Genomic DNA, 17,651 nt, shown 5'->3' with positions numbered 1-17,651 from the left:
AATTTTAAACAATTGAAATTTCGACACCTTTCCTTTGAGAAGGAAGAAGGCTTTAGTTATCTAAGAGAGAAGAAGACTTTAGTTATCTAGGAGAGAAGAAAATCTGACATTGCCTGAATTTTAAACAATTGAAATTTCGACACCTTTCCTTTGAGAAGGAAGAAGGCTTTAGTTATCTAAGAGAGAAGAAAATCTGACATTGCCTAAATTTTAAACAATTGAAATTTCGACACCTTTCCTTTGAGAAGGAAGAAGGCTTTAGTTATCTAGGAGAGAAGAAGACTTTAGTTATCTAGGAGAGAAGAAAATCTTACATTGCCTAAATTTTAAACAATTGAAATTTCGACACCTTTCCTTTCAGAAGGAAGAAGGCTTTAGTTATCTAAGAGAGAAGAAGACTTTAGTTATCTAGGAGAGAAGAAAATCTTACATTGCCTAAATTTTAAACAATTGAAATTTCGACACCTTTCCTTTCAGAAGGAAGAAGGATTTAGTTATCTAGGAGAGAAGAAAATCTTACATTGTCTAAATTTTAAACAATTGAAATTTCGGAACCTTTCCTTGTTGACTTTTTAACTCATACTAATTCAAGCTCTAATCAAACTAATACCTGACTGCTGAATGCTGAATTCTTACATAATCTTGCTATTGACTAAGCAAAATTATTTAATTATAAACCTATAGCTAGAGATAGTTAAATATCGCTCAAAATTATGGTTTTTTGATAAATTAAATTTATTATTAATTACAGATAAAATAAACCAATGAATATCAAATTATCATCCTAGAAACTGAGCAATTAAAAAAATGACTACTCAAACAGATTCACAAACTCTACTAACTCCCTTAATGATGGGAGATTTAACCCTAAAAAACCGAGTTGTCATGGCTCCAATGACTAGATCGCGAGCAGGCACAGAACGAATACCCAATGCTATGATGGCCGAATATTATGGTCAACGAGCTGGGGCAGGTTTAATCATTTCAGAAGCAACTGTCATTTCCAAACAAGCTAATGGCTGGATCAATACTCCAGGTATTTACTCAGAGGAGCAGACAGAAGCTTGGAAACAAGTTGTAGATGCTGTCCATAGCAAAGGCACTCCTATGTTCCTTCAACTTTGGCACTGTGGACGAGCTTCTCATAGTAGCTTTCACGAAAATGGTCAACTGCCCGTGGCCCCTTCTGCTATTCGGTTGAATCAAGAATACGTTCATACTCCCATTGGCAAACAACCATTAGAAACTCCTCGCGCTCTAGAAACAGAAGAGATTCCAGGAATTGTAGAAGATTATCGTTTGGCTGCCGAACGTGCAAAGTCTGCTGGTTTTGATGGAGTAGAAATTCATGGAGCAAATGGCTATTTGATTGACGAATTTCTACAGTCAAAAACCAATCATCGGAGCGATCGCTATGGCGGCAGTCTGGAAAACAGATTTCAGTTTCTCAAAGAAATTGTAGAGTCTATTTTAACTGTTTGGCCTGCTAATAGAGTTGGGGCAAGAATTAGTCCTAATGGTAATTTTAACGATATGGGTTCGCCAGATTTTCGGGAAACTTTTATTTATGTTGCGCAACAGTTAAATAATTATGGGTTAACTTATCTTCACGTTATGGATGGTTTAGCTTTTGGTTCTCACGAATTAGGTGAACCGATGACTTTGGCTGAGTTTAGAGAAGTGTTCACCAGCACTCTTATAGGAAATTGTGGATATACTCAAGAAACTGCTGAAACAGCAATTCAAGCTGGAAATGCCGACTTAATTGCTTTTGGGCGACCTTTTATTAGTAATCCAGATTTAGTAGAACGTTTTGCTAATAATTGGCCTCTTAATCCACCTCCTGATGTGAAAATTTGGTATTCATTTGATAGAGAAGGATATATTGATTTTTCTACTTATCAATAATCCCCAGTGATTTAGATAAGGAGTCAGGAGTTAGAAGTCAGAAGTCAGGAGTCAGGAGGTAGAAAAGAGTTTTTCAGTGACTTTAGAGTCAGAAATAGGTATGGTCCCCACTATTTTTTGGGTGAAAATTTACCACTAAATTGAATTTCATACATTAAATCACCAACGCTTAAACGCCTTGTCCCACATTCCGCATTTCAATTTGTAACATGAAAATTAGTATAAAATCCGTAGCTTGCTTAGGTATTTATACTATATAAATTATCTTCATTTACCTCGATCAGGAGTGAAATTCTTAGTTAAATATTAAGCATAAATACTTGCTGAATCCTTGGTTCTTATTGACCAGTATAATTTACTTCTTACTTCTTACTTCTTACTTCTTACTTTTGACTTTTGACTTTTGACTTCTTACTTCTTACTTTTGACTTTTGACTTTTGACTTTTGACTTAGTATTTTATCCTACGTTTTGTAGTGCGGAATGTAGACTTCTTCCTTCTCCCTTCTTCTATTAATTTTTACCAACAATTTCTCGAACTCGATAAATAGGTCGCGCTTGAGATTCATGATAAGTTCGCATCAGTAATTCTGCCAATAAACCAAAACTAAATAATTGCAAACCAGCAAGTAATAAGACAACAACTAAAATTAGTAGAGGGCGATCGCCTATCTCTTCCTGAAAGCCAAATTTTAGGATAGTTAAATAAATCCCAAAAAGTAAACCTAAACCTCCAGAAATCAAACCCAACATTCCAAAAACGTGCATCGGTCTAGTGAGGAATTTTTTCATAAAAAATACTGTCAATAAATCCATCACAACTCGAAAAGTTCGCCCTAAACCATACTTACTTTGACCATAGCGACGAGCATAATGTTTTACAGGTATTTCTGTAATTCTTGCCCCTTCAATAAAAGCTAAAGCTGGTAAAAATCTATGTAATTCACCATAGAGATTCATATCAGCAATTAATTCCAAACGATAAGCTTTTAAGGAACAACCATAATCATGTAAATTTACCCCTGTAACTTTACCAATTATCCAATTAGCAATTTTAGAAGGAAGTAGTCGTGTAACAGCATCATCCTGCCTATTTTTTCGCCACCCACTCACTAAATCATAACCTTCATCCAGCTTAGATAATAATAGTGGAATATCAGCCGGATCGTTTTGTAAATCTCCATCTAAAGTCACAATTACTTTGCCCGTAGCATACTTAAACCCAGCTGCCATAGCTGCAGTTTGCCCATAATTTCGGCGGAGAATTACTGCTTTTAAATCTGTACGTTTTTGAGCTAATTCTGTTAGTAGTTTTGTCGAACCATCCTGAGAACCATCATCTACACAGATAATTTCGTAAGTAAGTTGATTTTCTATTAAAGTAGTGGAAATTGTTTCTAACAGTTGAGGAAGACTATCGACTTCATTATAAATAGGTGTAACTATAGATAAATCTAGTAAATTATTATTTATTTTCATTAAACTGTATTTTGATAGAGTTTGACTATTAGTTTATCATCACCAGGACTATTTAAGTAGAGTGTGGAATAAAAAAGGAAGTATACTTTAAATATAGCAATCCTAAATTGGTTGTGGCAAAATTCCATACAGAAAAAGTTTTGGGAAATCGAATATTTGACAATCAGCAAAAAACTTAAATAGCCACTTAACTACTTTAAAAGAACTGCAAAGATGATAGAATTGTCTGATGAAATTTTTGGCTTGTAACTAAATATCTTCAATGGGATTTTGCTCCAGGGCATTCGGGGCAAATTTTGTACAATTTATCAACCATTCCTCTTCTGCTAAGTCTTGATTAATTGTCACCAAATATTCTCGAAATTCCTGAGAATTGTGATAACTTGCTCTATGCCAAAATATTGCCAATTTTTTTCCCGGCCTTCGCTGTTGCAAATATTTAATAAATTCAATGGTATTTTTCGTATTTCCACTCTTATATTCTTGCACAATAAATTCTTTGCTTTGATAGTCTAGTGCTCCATAATAAGTCTGTCTTTCTTTTTCATTTTTGAGCGGGATTTCTATTCTTTCATCTGTTCTTCCCCAAGCATAACCTAATAGATACCCCCATAGCAAATGACATTCGTCAATCATAAACACTGTAATGTTTCCAGCTTCTATTTCCGGTTGCTATTTGGCTAACCATTCCTCTATTTATTTTTTTTTACTTGCACTAATTCATCATTTTTAGCGGGATTCTTTTTTTAAATTTTTTTCCAACTTATTCCTGCTTCTTTGAGTAAGTTATAATAACTTTGATTATACTCAAAGACTACATCATATTGCTTCTTTAAATATTTTTGTAAATCTGATAACCTCAAATAATATTGTGCCCTTAACCACTCAATTGTTTGCTCTTTTTCTTCGGCCTTTAAGTAACCTTGTGTTCCTTTATATTGAAGCCTTAAACTTTCTATGCCATGAAACAGTGCTTGGTTTTTCCATTGACTAATAAAACTGTGAGAAATATTTAATAATTCTTTGACTTCATGGTAGGATTTTTCCGACAAAATCATTTTGACCGCCAAGGCTCTTTTAATTTCTTTGGACTCTTTTGTTTGATTGATAAAATCATCTAGTTCATCTATAATATCCATTCTTTGTCTTTTTCCTAGATATGTTATTCTTACTATTATATCTGTTGCAACCTATTTAGGATTGTTATATTGAATGGCTAACACATAACTTCTATCTTTTGTCAAGTTTTATGTTAAGAAAGATGTTTATAACGCATAGCTTAAAAAGGAAGACTTTAGACCATGATTTTTCGGTAAAGGCAAAGAGTTAACAGTTATCAACCAAGTTATTTTTGTACTTTATGAAAAAAGTTTTATCGACTATTAAACCTTATCTGCGGTGGATTATTTTAGGATTAACTCTATTTTTTCTAGCTAAAACTCTCAAAGACAACTGGGAACAAGTGCTGGAAATTAGGATTAGTGATTCTGGGTGGGTAAGTTTAGGAGCTGCTTTGATCGTCACAACAATGGCTCATGTATGGTCAGCAGTCGTCTGGTTTTGGATTATTAAAGAGTTTCATAAAAAAGTTAATTTACGATGGGCAATTAGAGTATATCTACTGACAAATATTGCTAAGTATTTGCCTGGAAATATCTGGCATTTTTATGGTCGAATTAATGCAACAAAAAAAGTAGGAGTACCTGTTGAAATTGCAATTTTAAGTGTGTTAATAGAACCACTTTTAATGGCGGCTGCAGCTTTAGCGATCGCTTTAGTTGGTTCTACTCAAGAAAGTTTATTTTTGCAAGTTCTGTGTTTTGGCGTAGTTATTTTTAGTCTTCATCCACGAGTTTTAAATCCAGTAATTAAATCTTTAGCTAAAATCAAATTAAAAGTCAGCAAATCTGATTTAGAACCAGTTACTGAATTAAAATTAGAGCGCTATTTAATCAAGCCTTTTCTGGGAGAAATTTGTTTTGTATTGATTCGAGGTTCTGGATTTTTATTCACTATATTAGCCTTCAATTCTGTTGAATTGAATCACGTTTTATTAATATTTAGTGCGTTTAGTTTAGCGTGGTTATTAGGTTTAGTTGTGCCAGGAGCACCTGGAGGTGTTGGGGTATTTGAAGCAACTGCTTTAGCTTTACTAGAGCATAAATTTTCTCCTGGTATTGTATTAAGTGCTGTTGCATTTTATCGATTGATTAGTGTTTTAGCTGAAACTTTTGCTGCTGGTTTGGCTTGGTTGGAGCAAAAAAGTCAAAACTAAAAAGTAAAGTTATTATCGTCACTACTCTATAACATCTGATGAAGATGACTTATTAATTTCTTCTATAACTTTCTTTGGTAAACTACGACGACGACGATACCAAGTTGCACCTCCTACTAACATTGCGATGAGACTTAATGCTCCAATTAAAGGTAAAATTTCACCTGTTTTTAATGCTGTTAAACCAGAACTTCCTAACATTACAAAAGGCAAAACACCAGGTACAGTTCCCAAGATAGTACCTAATAAATAATCTTTAAAACTAACAGATGTTAAACCAGCAGCAAAATTTACTAAACCATAAGGAATGATTGGCAATAAACGAATGGCAAACATATAAAATAATCCTCCCTGACGCATTTCAGCATCCATTGCCTGCCATCGTCCAGCCAACTTTTGAGAAATCCATTCTCTACCTATAGTACGAGAATAATAAAATGCGACAATTGCGGCAATTATAGCTGCTAAACTTGTCCATAATGTACCTATCCATGGTCCAAAAATTGCGCCTCCAGCTAGATTAAGTGCTGTAGAAGGTAAAACCAAGATAGTTGCTATTGTATAAATAACTATATAGATTATTGGCGCCCAAATACCTGCTCGTTCTAGCCAAGTTTGAACTTGTTCTGGAGCCAAACCACCTAATAAATAAGCTGTTATTCCCGTGGCAATTATACAAATAATTGTCAGGAGAAAAATACCAGTTTTAAAATTGAACATTAAATCTCTACTCCGACCCAAAATTACTGCTTTAGTATCCTTTATTTAATAACAAAAAGTTTGAGACTATTCACTCCTGGTAGTCTGATTTTTAAATCCATAACTTTCCCTGACTAAATAAAGAGGTCTTCTCTTCACCTCATAGTGAATGCGACCTAAATATTCACCTAAAATTCCCAGAGATAATAACTGCATACCACCTAAAAATAAAATAGCCACTATCAATGAAGCATAACCAGGGACATCAGTTCCTAATATCAAAGTCCTAATAACTAAAAACCCAGCATAAATAAACGAAATTAAAGAAATTAATATGCCAATATAGCTCCAAATTTTTAGAGGTTTAGAACTAAAAGCAGTAATACCTTCAATTGCAAAATTCCAAAGCTTCCAATAATTCCATTTTGTTTGACCTTTGAAACGAGGATCTCGGTCATATAATATTGAAGTTTGTTGATAACCTACCCAAGAAAATAAACCTTTCATAAAACGGTTAGTTTCAGGCAATTGTTTGAGAGCTTCTACAACTTTTCGATCCATTAATCTAAAGTCGCCAGTATCCGGTGGAATTTTTACAGAAGTTAGCCCCTGAATTATCCTGTAGAAACTTTGAGCTGTAAATTTTTTGACCCAACTCTCCCCTTGTCGCGATCGCCTAGTTGCGTAGACAACATCATATCCCTCTCGCCACTTAGCTATCAGTTCTACAATTAATTCTGGTGGATCTTGTAAATCTGCATCTATAGGTATAACTGCATCTCCTGTTGTATAGTCAATACCTGCTGTTAGGGCAATTTCTTTACCAAAATTACGAGAAAAGTTGACTACTTTAATTGCAGGATTACGTTGGTGATATTCTACTAATAAATTGAGAGTATTATCCTTACTACCATCATTAACACAGACTATTTCATAAGTTATTTCTAGAGGATCTAAGACTGATATTAACCGTTCAAATAAATAGTCAATATTTGGTTCTTCATTATAACAAGGAACCACTATAGAAAGTTGTACATTTTTTTCTTTTGTCAGCATATTAAATCCAAGTAATATAGAGTTAACAGTAGCACCTCTAATCAATTTTATTGGTTATTAGTTAGGATAATTAGGGTTTGCTGATTAAATATCAAAGTCTTTACTGATATTGGTAAGTGCCTTTATTAGATCGTGAAAAAGTACCTGATGTTCGCCTCAGAAGGCTCAAAAAGTGAGTATTTTAGCGTATAGTTGGGCAGAGTTGGCAAGGGATAATTTTTCCAACTACCTCCTCTACAACTCCCTCCAACTCTTGAGTATTAGCTACTCCCTACTCCCTGCCTTAGCAAAAAGACTTATGAGCGCAAACCCTAATTAGGGCTTGCTGATTAAATATCAAAGTCTTGACAGGTAAAGGTTTTAACCTTTTCAGGTACTAAGGGAGTACCAGCTTTTAGGTGGTAATGGCTCAATTAGGAGCGTATTTTCGGCATTTCGAGGGGTAGAAAATTACTTTTACGATTCTTCTGACTACTTCTTCTATAATTCCCATTCCTCCTGACTTCTGGATTCTGGATTCTGGATTCTACCCCTACCACTCATACTTATTCAGCAAACCCTAATTAACTTTTCCATAAATCATAATTACTCATCACAGTAACAACAACCTATATGGGTGCATCTCAATGCGTGAATAAAGCCAAAAATTTATTGCTTTTAGGCAACAGGCAACAGGGAATATATAGGAAAAAAGTATTTTTGCAAATAATGAGATGCACCCACCTATATCCTCATTTAATTAATTTGATAGAGATAGTAAGTGCTACCTTCTTTGATTATTTTCATGGTTTTGTTATTCACAGTCTTCTTCCTTTTTTTAGAAGGGTAAACCTTAAAATTACTTGAATTTAAGCTAAACTTACCAGAAATATAATAATCACCAGCAGTGCAATTATCTGAGAATTGTAAGTTTTTTTCTATTACATACATATCTGTATATTGATAGAGGCGTAAATTTTGAGATAATCCTTTTGGATGACAAAATGTTGACCTTTCTGGAAGGGTATCAAGAACTTCTGCGATGGTATTAGTTGCGAGTATTTGATTCTTACCGATGTGGCTGTTGATGTAGTTAATACTTAGTCTCAGATTATTGAGAATAGAAAAACACAATGCAAGTATGATAATAATTAAAATTATTTTTTCTAATGGTTTAGATATATTCAAATAAGCTATACTCACTGCGGTCAAAAATAAAGGCAAACAATATATTAATAATTTGTAAAATACAGGATTATAGGTTTTATCTTGATCGGCGGATGAATAGGCGAAAAAAAATAGAATTGAAGTTGCCAATACAATCAGGTAAATATTCTTATTACCTCTAAATTTAAGTAATCCAACTAACAAAATAATACTCAGAAAAGTAACTGACAAAATAGAAAACATTAATAGTCTTCTAGAATCAGCCATAAAGTAAATGTCGTTCCCTAGACTAAAGTAAGATTTTATGATTGTGATTATTCTTTCCCACAAATTTAACGAATATTCTTCATCGCTACTTACATTCCTAACAAGGGAAATAATTCCGATTGTATTTATCCAGTTACGTTGTACTTCGCCTATCCAATATGGTAATAAAGTTATAATAGAAGACAACACAGCATATAAACATAATACTAAGCACTTCGGGTTTCTATTATTTTTGAAAAACCAATAGATACAGCTAATTATAAAAACTACTGGCATCACGAAAAGAGCAGAGAAATGTAAACTTACTAGAATAGCTAAGACTATACCGTACCCTATCCAAGATAAAACAGAATTAACATAATTTTTAGGCTGACTTAGTTGATAGTTATAAAGCCAGATAAAAAGAAGAAGAAAAAATGGAATTGAACCAGGATTACCTGCTAGACTCTCGCTAGAGTTCATCCCCATATTTCTAACCAAAACACTATACCAAAAGCCAATTAAACTAGCGATAAAAAATCTTTTTGAAGTATATATTCTTTCTAATAGTTGGTAGATTACTGCAACAAGTAAAGGAATACTTAGAAAGGTGAAAAATGCGTTAGGAAGAGCTTGAATTGATAATTGACTACTTAAAATAGTGAAGGGAAAGACTAAATAAAAGTAGAGGGGAGGCAGGTAAACAAAATCTCCCCAAAGAAATTTCCAAGCTGAGTGAGGTCCAAGAGTAGGAAATTTCCCTTGCCAAATTTCCATAGTTGCATAAGCATCTCGTATTTGATCGCCAGATACAATAGAAAAGTTAACAACACCAACTACTCTAATAAATAAACCAAATATTAGAGATAGAAACAATAATATTGACCCGAATAAAAGCCACTTATCTGATAGAATTACGGTTGTATATTTCAGCGGATTTTTCATAATAAAGTTTACCTTGCAAATATTCAGAACATTGGCAAATCTATGCAAGTAAATTGAGCATGGCACAAAATAGATTTAGTAATTAACTGTGGGAAGAGAACTACAAATAAATTAATTTACGAAACATATCTTTTCTTCCACTATGTTAATTTTTATTACAATCGCCAAGAAAACTTATACCAGTATCCTGCAAGTACCATAATACTAAAAATACTAATAATTATACCTACTAAAAATGGATAAGTCCAAGAATAAAACAGTCTAACTGTATAGTTACTAAATCTATAGAAAAATATTCTTTGACCTAGCTTTAATTAAGTGTTACCTTAATGGGGTGAACTACAACACCCTCTATCCCATTGCTAAAAGCGTTTGGGACTACTTTTCGTAATATGTTTAAACTTCCATTGACATCAGCATTGTATTTGATACCATTTGAAGCTTTATAAAGTCCTCTTTTCACTCGTTTACCACTAAATCTATGTTTGACACCTTTTTGATAAACTGGTAAGTCGTCCCAGTCTAAAAAACTAGCTTTTGAAGTATAACTTTCTTCATTAATTATTACTTTGATTCCTACTAATTTGGCTTTGTATTTTAGTTGTTCAATTAACTTGAAAAAAGGGATTTGAACAAAGTTTTGATTATTTTTTTTGCCAAGATTTATGCCTTGTTTCCAGTTAGGATTATTTCCTATTACTAAAGTTCCTATCTGACTTTCTATCAGATGATTAATAATATACCTGCTAGTCTTATGAAGATAATCGTCAATCTTTAAATTTCTTTTTGCCGATAATCTTTGGATTCGATTACTACTTTTAGCCTCCTTTAATTGTGACTGTAGTTTGCCTTTTTTCTTATTATAGAATTGATTAATTGATTTGACTGGTCTGCCGTTAATAATAAATGGTTGAAAACCTTTCTTATTTGATGTTACAGTCGCCAAATTATTCACTCCCAAATCTACAGAAGCCACATCAGATTCTGACAAATCTAATTTCACTTCAACAGATTCGTAAACCACTTCTATAACATAGTAATTAAGCTTAGGAATAATTCTCACTTGTTGCAGAGAATCATAATTTATTTTACTGTCAAAAAATAGCTCACTTTTTGAGAGTAATATCTTTTTATTTTTTACTAATTGAGGTTTACTAATCGCCTGTTTTGTGTAAACTAAAATATTCCTCCCTTTCTTTTTATGTTTATATTTTGGTAGTTTAGGACGACTTTTAAACTTACTTGGACATTCATTATAAGCTCTTATAGCTTGAAAAAAACTTTGCCAATTTTTATCTAAAACAATCAAAACCTGTTGAGAAACTTTCGCTGGTATTGCTTGATAATCCGCTCCCGACTGTAATAATTTTTGAACCTTGTTATAATTTAGATAATTTCCTGTATTAATAAACTCTTGTCTAACTATGTAGTTAGCTATATTGTAAAGATTTTTAGACAAGAAAGCTAGAGCATCAAGTAATTTATAATTGGGATGATTTTTTTTAATAATAGTGCGTTCTACTAACTGCATTATCCCGACTTTAAACATTTAACGAGCTGTTCTGTTTTCCTTTCCCAGTCTAAGATATTTTTAGTTGTTTTTCTATGTTATTCTATAAAACTAATAAAACTTTACGATACTCACCTGGATTTAGCTTGAGTTCAATTGTTCCATCATTAGCCATACTTAGAGCATAAGGTTTCTGATTAACATAAATACGCCAAGCTGGATAGTAATAGGTTCGGACTCTGATATTGGAAGGTTTTTCTGTAGTGACGGAAAATACTCTATTGTAGCTTTGCCATTGCTGGATATTTATTGTTGCTTGACCAGTAACAACAGAAATCTTGGGTTGACCAATGAGTGGTACAGGTGGAGAGGAAGAAGCATTTTTTAGAAGAGGACGGTACTCTTTAACATCAATCAATTTACCCGTGTATGGATCATTCATAATTGTCTTGGTGTATTGAAGATGTTCAACATTAGCTTTTCCTGGATTACGAAGTGCAATGTATTCGGTTGATCGTTGATAAAAGTACCTGAAATTCATCAGCAGAATTCCCACAATTACTAAGGATAATAAAAATCGAGAACGCAGACGAAGTTTAAGAATTCCACTGAAAACTGTTGCATATAAGGCAGCCCCAACAAAAGAAAAAATCTGTAATAACCGCCAGGGAAACTGAACCATTTGTAAAGTTGGACTAGCTTGCCAGATAAACCCAGACCAGGAACTCATAAAAAAAGTTAAAGTAAGTGCAAAAATGCTCCAATGACAAGTTTCCTGAAGAATAGGGGACTGACGGCGACAGAAAACAAAAGCAATTATTATCAAGACAGCAATTGCTAAGAACTGATGAAGAAAAATATAGGCAGCCTCATGATTATTCTGAATTAGACTAAAAAGCTGTGTTAAGTTAAAAATATTATATTTAACTCCTCCGGCAACCTGCTTCATTACCTCAATATTAACAAAACGTTTTTCTAGAATAGCTGGTAGTAGATAGAAAGAAGCCATGCCCAATCCTACACCTGCTGATAAAATTATTTCTACTACAGCTTTCCAAGGTTTGTTGAGTAGAAAAAATAATGTATAAAACAGCCAGACAATTGCACAAAGCAACAAGCTTGGAGTATGAGTTAAGGCAATTATTGTCCAACAAATAGCTAGTCCCAATCGCCATTTTTTCCCTGAGAAAGACTGCTCGGTTAGCCACCAAAGTAAAGGAATCAATGCCTGAACAAATATGGATGATAAACCTCCTCGATAGTAGATATCATGAGCAATATATGGGGATGTCATATAAACCAATGCACCAGCTAAAGCAGGAATCCTTCTCCACTTATTTCGACCATAAATATAAAAAGTCAAACCTGATAAGAAAAGTGCTGAGGAGAAAAGAATAATGGCAGTATCTTGGATATTGAATCCACTTAACTTGAGAAAATAGCCAAGATAGTAAGCAAGAGGTGGGTAAAAGACAAAGGTAGGACTACCATAGCCGTAGTTAGTTCCTGCAAGCCATCTAGGATATAAAATTCCTTCAGAAAGTTGTTGAGAAAAATGTTGAATCCATGTAAGGTGCCACTTAATATCGACATTGAAATTAAGATTAAGTCCATACCTAATCATCCTTGAATTGATAATTAAAGTCGCTATAAAGATTAGAAAAACTATTCCCCCTTCAATTAAATAGGGTGGAAGAGAGAACTGAGGGGGAATCTTAGAGGTTCTGGATAAGAATCTGTTTAAACTTGTTTCTTGTGTCATCAGCTTACCAAATTAGTTAATTTCTGATAATAATTTTTTAATTAGCTTCAAGCAAATTTATACCAGTATCCCGCAAGTATGATAATACTAAATACACTAATAATTATACCTACTAAAAATGGATAAGTCTAAGAATAAAACAGTCTAACTATGTTGTTAATTTAAACACCGTCCTTTAAGTAGAGAGTCTTGTTGCTGAAGTCCGCAGTTCCTTCGGAGGAGGCTAGCTGACTGCTAATAGCTGAATGCTTACGTCATATTTACTTGCCAATGAAATTTTTTTTTTATAATTAAATCTAGTTTTTATTTATTTTTCCGCTGATTTTTTCATCAAACTTTTGTTTAGTTTCTTCTACCAATTTCACTTCATCAGGATTATTTTTTGCCCAAACTTCACGGTCTTGACGAATTTTTGTTAAATGAGATTCAATATTTTCTGAATTAATAAAAATACCAAAATCCTCTGGAACTTCTTCTTCTTGATAGGATAAAATCCGGTTGAGAATTAAATCGCCTACTTTTTTTGTGTAATGAGAATTATCTCTATAGTTTTCCATTTCATTATGGATAGGTTCAGTTGTGATACTGTTATACCCAGAAAAATCAAATACAGGAGTAATTTTTACCACTTCACGTTTCCATTCTTCAAAAGTTGACCACTCACCTGTTGCTCTAATAGCTTCCCATTGAGTTGCATGAGAAGGAGAAATAAATAGTATTAACTTGATGTTATTTTGTTGACACAAATCTACTATTTTTTTCAATTCATCTAATGGAGTAGATAATTCATATTTAGCATGAAAATTATAATAAACATTGATGCCATTTCTAAATCTCCACTGAGTTGTTTCTGGGTTAGGATTTAGATAAGGCATAAATCCATTTTCTCCAGAAACAATATCATCTGGTGGATTTTTTTTACTATCAACTATCGTTTCTTTACTTGCTGAAAGTGCATCTACAGAAAAGGCAATATTGATTATATCTTTCAAGGAAATATGCTGTTTTTCTAACCTATCTTCAGAAAAACCTGCTCGATTTTCCAGTAATGAATTAAACATGAAAAAATCCGAGCCAAGAATAACCAAATCTAAATCTTTTTGGTTGGCGATCGCGTGTTCTAAATAACGTCGTAATTCATAAGCATTGATACCATTGATAGCTAAATTGTAAGCAGGTTGTTCATTTTTTAAAGCAGGATGATTGGGGTCTAAACCTTGTTTTGTTCTGGATGAACCAATCAAGATAGTTACAGGTTTGATGCGAATAATATCTGCTGCTTTATATAAGCGATCGCTATTATCTTTCCGAGGTTTTGAATGATTTATTCCTAAGAAATTGGGAGTATTAAATACATCATAAGGATCGACAACAATATTGAATATTCCTACTGCTACTACAGGTAGTAGAGCTGACATAAAAAAAAGCCAATTATATCGGTGATATTTTCTCTTGTTTAGCACATATTTTTCCGATTTTTTGGAAGGATAAGCTTGAGAGGATGTAGAACTAAGTTGATTATTTATACTCATATTTATCTCCAAATAAAATTTTTTTTTAGCTCATTTCAATATAGTGTTTAAGTAGGGTTTGCTGATTAAATATCAAAGCATTGACTGATATTGGTTTTAGAATTTTTTGGTCTAAAAAAGTGCCAGCTTTTCGGCTCAAAAAACTCAAAAAACTATTATTTTGAGACAATTATGGTAGAACAATCTTGGGACAATTTTTCCGACTACCTCCTCTATAATTCCCATTTCTCCTGTCTTCCCCTCCCCTCCTGGGAGGGGCTAGGGGTGGGTTGGGAGGGGGAGGGGCGAGGGGTGGGTTGTCTCCTGTCTCCTACCCCTACTAAAAGACTTTTTCAGCAAACCCTAAGTAGGTAACCCTTCAAAATTATGATGATGACAAGGAAGAAGTACAAAGGTTTTTGACTAACTGTATTTTTCATTATATCTTTAGTTTTTTTACGTCTTATTACTGATCTAATTTTTTTCTGCTCGCAAAGCATCATATTTCTGTTTAATTTCCTTTACCAACTTCACTTCATCAGGATTATTTTTTGCCCAAATTTCTCTGTCTTGGCGAATTTTTGTGAGATGAGATTCAATATTTTCTGAATTAATTAAAATTCCAAAATCCTCTGGAACTTCTTCTTCTTTGTAAGAGAGGAGCTTATTCAAAATTAAATTCCCTACTTTAGGAGTGTAATGAGAATTATCTCTATAGTTTTCCATATCATTATGGATAGGTTCAGTAGTGATGCTGTTGTATCCAGAAAAATCAAGTATAGGGGTAATTTTTATAACTTCACGTTTCCATTTTTCAAAAGTTGACCATTTACCTGTTGCTCTAATTGTTTCCCACTGAGTTGCGTGAGAGGGAGAAATAAATAACATTAGCTTGATTTGATTTTTTTCAGATAAATCTACTATTTTTTTCAATTCATCCAAGAATTTAGTGGATAGTTGATACCTAGAGTCTGGACTTTTAAAATACAGGAAGATGTTTCCTCCAAATCTCTGCTGAGTTTCTTCAGGATCGAGATTTAGTTCGGGCATAAATCCATTTTCTCCGTAACCTGGATATTCTAATGGAGTTTTCTTACTATCAATTATAGCCTCCTTGCTTGCCTGCACAGCGTCTAGAGAAAAGGTTACATTAATAAAATCTTTGAAGAAAATATACTGTTTTTCTAATCTCTTTTCTGAAAAAACTCCTCGATTTTTACGCAATGAATTAAACATCAAAAAATCTAAGCCAACAATAACTAAATCTAGTTGTTTCTGATTAGAGATTGCGTGTTCTATATAACGTCGTAATTCATAAATATTGGTACCATTGAGAGCTAAATTATAAGCAGGTTGCTCATCTTCTAAAGCCGGATGATTCGGGTCTAAACCTTGTTTTGTTCTAGATGAACCAGTCAAAATAGTAACAGGTTTAATCCGAATAATATCAGTTGCTTTGTAAAGGCGGTCGTTATTATCTTTTCTAGGTTTTGAATGATTTATTCCCCATAAATTAGGAGTATTAAATACATCATAAGGATCGACAACAATATTGAACAATCCTACAGTAACTACAGGGATAAATACCGACAATAAAAATATCCAATTATATCGAAGATATTTGATTTTATTTCCCACAACTTTTTCTGATTTTTGGGGAGATGAAGTTTGAGAGTAAGTAGAACTAAGTTGATTATTAACGCTCATAATATAAATCCCAGTTAAAGTAGACTTTAGTTAATTCAATATCTTCAATATAATTTTTATCTAGTTTAGTGAAGCATCAAACTTTTGTTTAATTTCTTTTACTAACTTCACTTCACCAGGATGATTTTTAGCCCAAATTTCTCGGTCTTGACGAATTTTTGTGAGATGAGATTCAATATTTTCTGAATTAATTAAAATTCCAAAATCCTGTGGAACTTCTTCTTCTTTGTAAGAGAGGAGTCTATTCAAAATTAAATTTCCTACTTTAGGAGTGTAATGAGAATTCTCTCTATAGTTTTCCATATCATTATGGATAGGTTCTGTTGTGATGCTGTTGTATCCATAAAAGTCAAATACATCACTAATTTCTACAATTTTACGTTTCCATTCTTCAAAAGTTGACCACTGACCAGAACTTTTAATAATTTCCCATTGAGTTGCATGAGCAGGAGAAATATATGATATTAACTTAATTTGATTTTTTTTGCATAAATCAACTACTTTTTTGAATTCATCTAGTAATTGATTAGATAGTTGATAGGTTGTATAGTAGCCTTCATAATAATTATTCATAATTTTTTCAAATCTAGACTTAGTTTTTTTAGGGTCAACATTTAGATAAGGTATAAATCCATTTTCTCCATCAAAAATATTATTTGGTAGATTTTTATTACTATCAATTACTGTTTCTTGACTAGCAACCAAAGCATCCAAAGAAAAGGTAATATTCAGCAAGTCTTCCAAGATAATATATTTTTTTTCTAGTCTTTGTTCAGAAAAACTTTGCCTAGTTCCTATCAATGAATTAAATATAAAAAAATCTAAGCCGATAATCACTAAATCTAATTTTTTCTGATTAGCGATCGCGTGTTCTAAGTAGCGTCGTAATTCATAAACATTGGGGTTATCAAGGCTTAAATTATAAGCTGGCTGATTATTTTCTAAAGCAGGATGATTTGGATCTAGAGCGCGTTTTGTTCTAGAGGAACCTAGCAAAATAGTAACAGGTTTAATCCGAATAATATCAGTTGCTTTAAATAGACGATCGTTATTATCTTTCCGAGGTTTTGAATGATTTATTCCCCAGAACTTGGGAGTCTTAAATACATCGTAAGGATCGACAACAATATTGAATAATCCTACTGCTACTACAGGTAGTAGAGCAGACAGTAAAAATAGCCAATTATATCGGTGATATTTTCTCTTGTTTAGCACAGATTTTTCCGATTTTTTGGGAGGTGAAGCTTGGGGGTATATAGAATTAAGTTGATTATTTATACTCATATTTATTTCCAATTTATTTCTAAATAAAAATGTCTTTTAGCTAATATAAATATAATTTTTCAGTATGTAGGCGTTAAAAATTATTATGATGACAAAGCAGAAGGAAAAAAGTTTTTGAGCCAAT

General features: G+C 32.9%; 11 protein-coding genes and 1 pseudogene. 2 read left to right on the top strand and 10 right to left on the bottom strand.

Features of this window, described 5'->3' with window-relative positions; translation table 11 throughout:
* Window positions 1-807: 807 nt before the first annotated feature.
* Window positions 808-1,908, top strand: coding sequence for an alkene reductase (locus F6K54_RS09525; protein WP_293076833.1), 1,101 nt, complete (start codon window positions 808-810; stop codon window positions 1,906-1,908).
* Window positions 1,909-2,420: 512 nt separating this feature from the next.
* Here the strand turns inward: F6K54_RS09525 and F6K54_RS09520 are convergent.
* Window positions 2,421-3,386: a glycosyltransferase family 2 protein gene (locus F6K54_RS09520; protein WP_293076831.1), complete on the bottom strand. Its 966-nt coding sequence runs from the start codon at window positions 3,384-3,386 to the stop codon at window positions 2,421-2,423.
* A gap of 102 nt (window positions 3,387-3,488) precedes the next feature.
* Window positions 3,489-4,525 (bottom strand): annotated as a pseudogene (locus tag F6K54_RS09515) (IS630 family transposase).
* Between the two features lie 221 nt (window positions 4,526-4,746).
* On the opposite strand from F6K54_RS09515, the gene F6K54_RS09510 reads away from it, so the two are divergent.
* Complete coding sequence (locus tag F6K54_RS09510; RefSeq protein ID WP_293076829.1) at window positions 4,747-5,661, top strand: lysylphosphatidylglycerol synthase domain-containing protein; 915 nt, start codon at window positions 4,747-4,749, stop codon at window positions 5,659-5,661.
* A gap of 21 nt (window positions 5,662-5,682) precedes the next feature.
* On the opposite strand, the gene F6K54_RS09505 is transcribed toward F6K54_RS09510, so the two are convergent.
* The 8 genes from F6K54_RS09505 to F6K54_RS09470 form a co-directional block, all read right to left on the bottom strand.
* Entirely contained in the window at window positions 5,683-6,381 is a 699-nt protein-coding gene (locus F6K54_RS09505) for a TVP38/TMEM64 family protein (RefSeq protein ID WP_293076827.1), read from the bottom strand.
* 66 nt (window positions 6,382-6,447) lie between these two features.
* Window positions 6,448-7,416 (bottom strand): glycosyltransferase family 2 protein, encoded by a 969-nt coding sequence (locus F6K54_RS09500; protein ID WP_293076825.1) that lies wholly within the window; start codon window positions 7,414-7,416, stop codon window positions 6,448-6,450.
* Between the two features lie 735 nt (window positions 7,417-8,151).
* Window positions 8,152-9,753 (bottom strand): hypothetical protein, encoded by a 1,602-nt coding sequence (locus tag F6K54_RS09495; protein ID WP_293076823.1) that lies wholly within the window; start codon window positions 9,751-9,753, stop codon window positions 8,152-8,154.
* Between the two features lie 310 nt (window positions 9,754-10,063).
* Window positions 10,064-11,284, bottom strand: coding sequence for a transposase (locus F6K54_RS09490; protein ID WP_293076821.1), 1,221 nt, complete (start codon window positions 11,282-11,284; stop codon window positions 10,064-10,066).
* 82 nt (window positions 11,285-11,366) lie between these two features.
* On the bottom strand, window positions 11,367-12,887 hold the full coding sequence (locus tag F6K54_RS09485; RefSeq protein WP_293076819.1) for a 6-pyruvoyl-tetrahydropterin synthase-related protein: 1,521 nt from the start codon (window positions 12,885-12,887) through the stop codon (window positions 11,367-11,369).
* Between the two features lie 434 nt (window positions 12,888-13,321).
* On the bottom strand, window positions 13,322-14,557 hold the full coding sequence (locus tag F6K54_RS09480; RefSeq protein WP_293076817.1) for a hypothetical protein: 1,236 nt from the start codon (window positions 14,555-14,557) through the stop codon (window positions 13,322-13,324).
* A gap of 453 nt (window positions 14,558-15,010) precedes the next feature.
* Window positions 15,011-16,243 (bottom strand): hypothetical protein, encoded by a 1,233-nt coding sequence (locus tag F6K54_RS09475; RefSeq protein WP_293076815.1) that lies wholly within the window; start codon window positions 16,241-16,243, stop codon window positions 15,011-15,013.
* A 60-nt stretch (window positions 16,244-16,303) separates the two neighbouring features.
* On the bottom strand, window positions 16,304-17,527 hold the full coding sequence (locus F6K54_RS09470) for a hypothetical protein (RefSeq protein WP_293076813.1): 1,224 nt from the start codon (window positions 17,525-17,527) through the stop codon (window positions 16,304-16,306).
* Between the last annotated feature and the right edge of the window lie 124 nt (window positions 17,528-17,651).

The organism is Okeania sp. SIO3B5, assembly GCF_010692555.1.
In the GTDB taxonomy this organism is placed as follows: domain Bacteria; phylum Cyanobacteriota; class Cyanobacteriia; order Cyanobacteriales; family Microcoleaceae; genus Okeania.
Note: the sequence above shows the minus strand (reverse complement) of the source record. Positions and strands in the feature narration are given on the sequence as shown.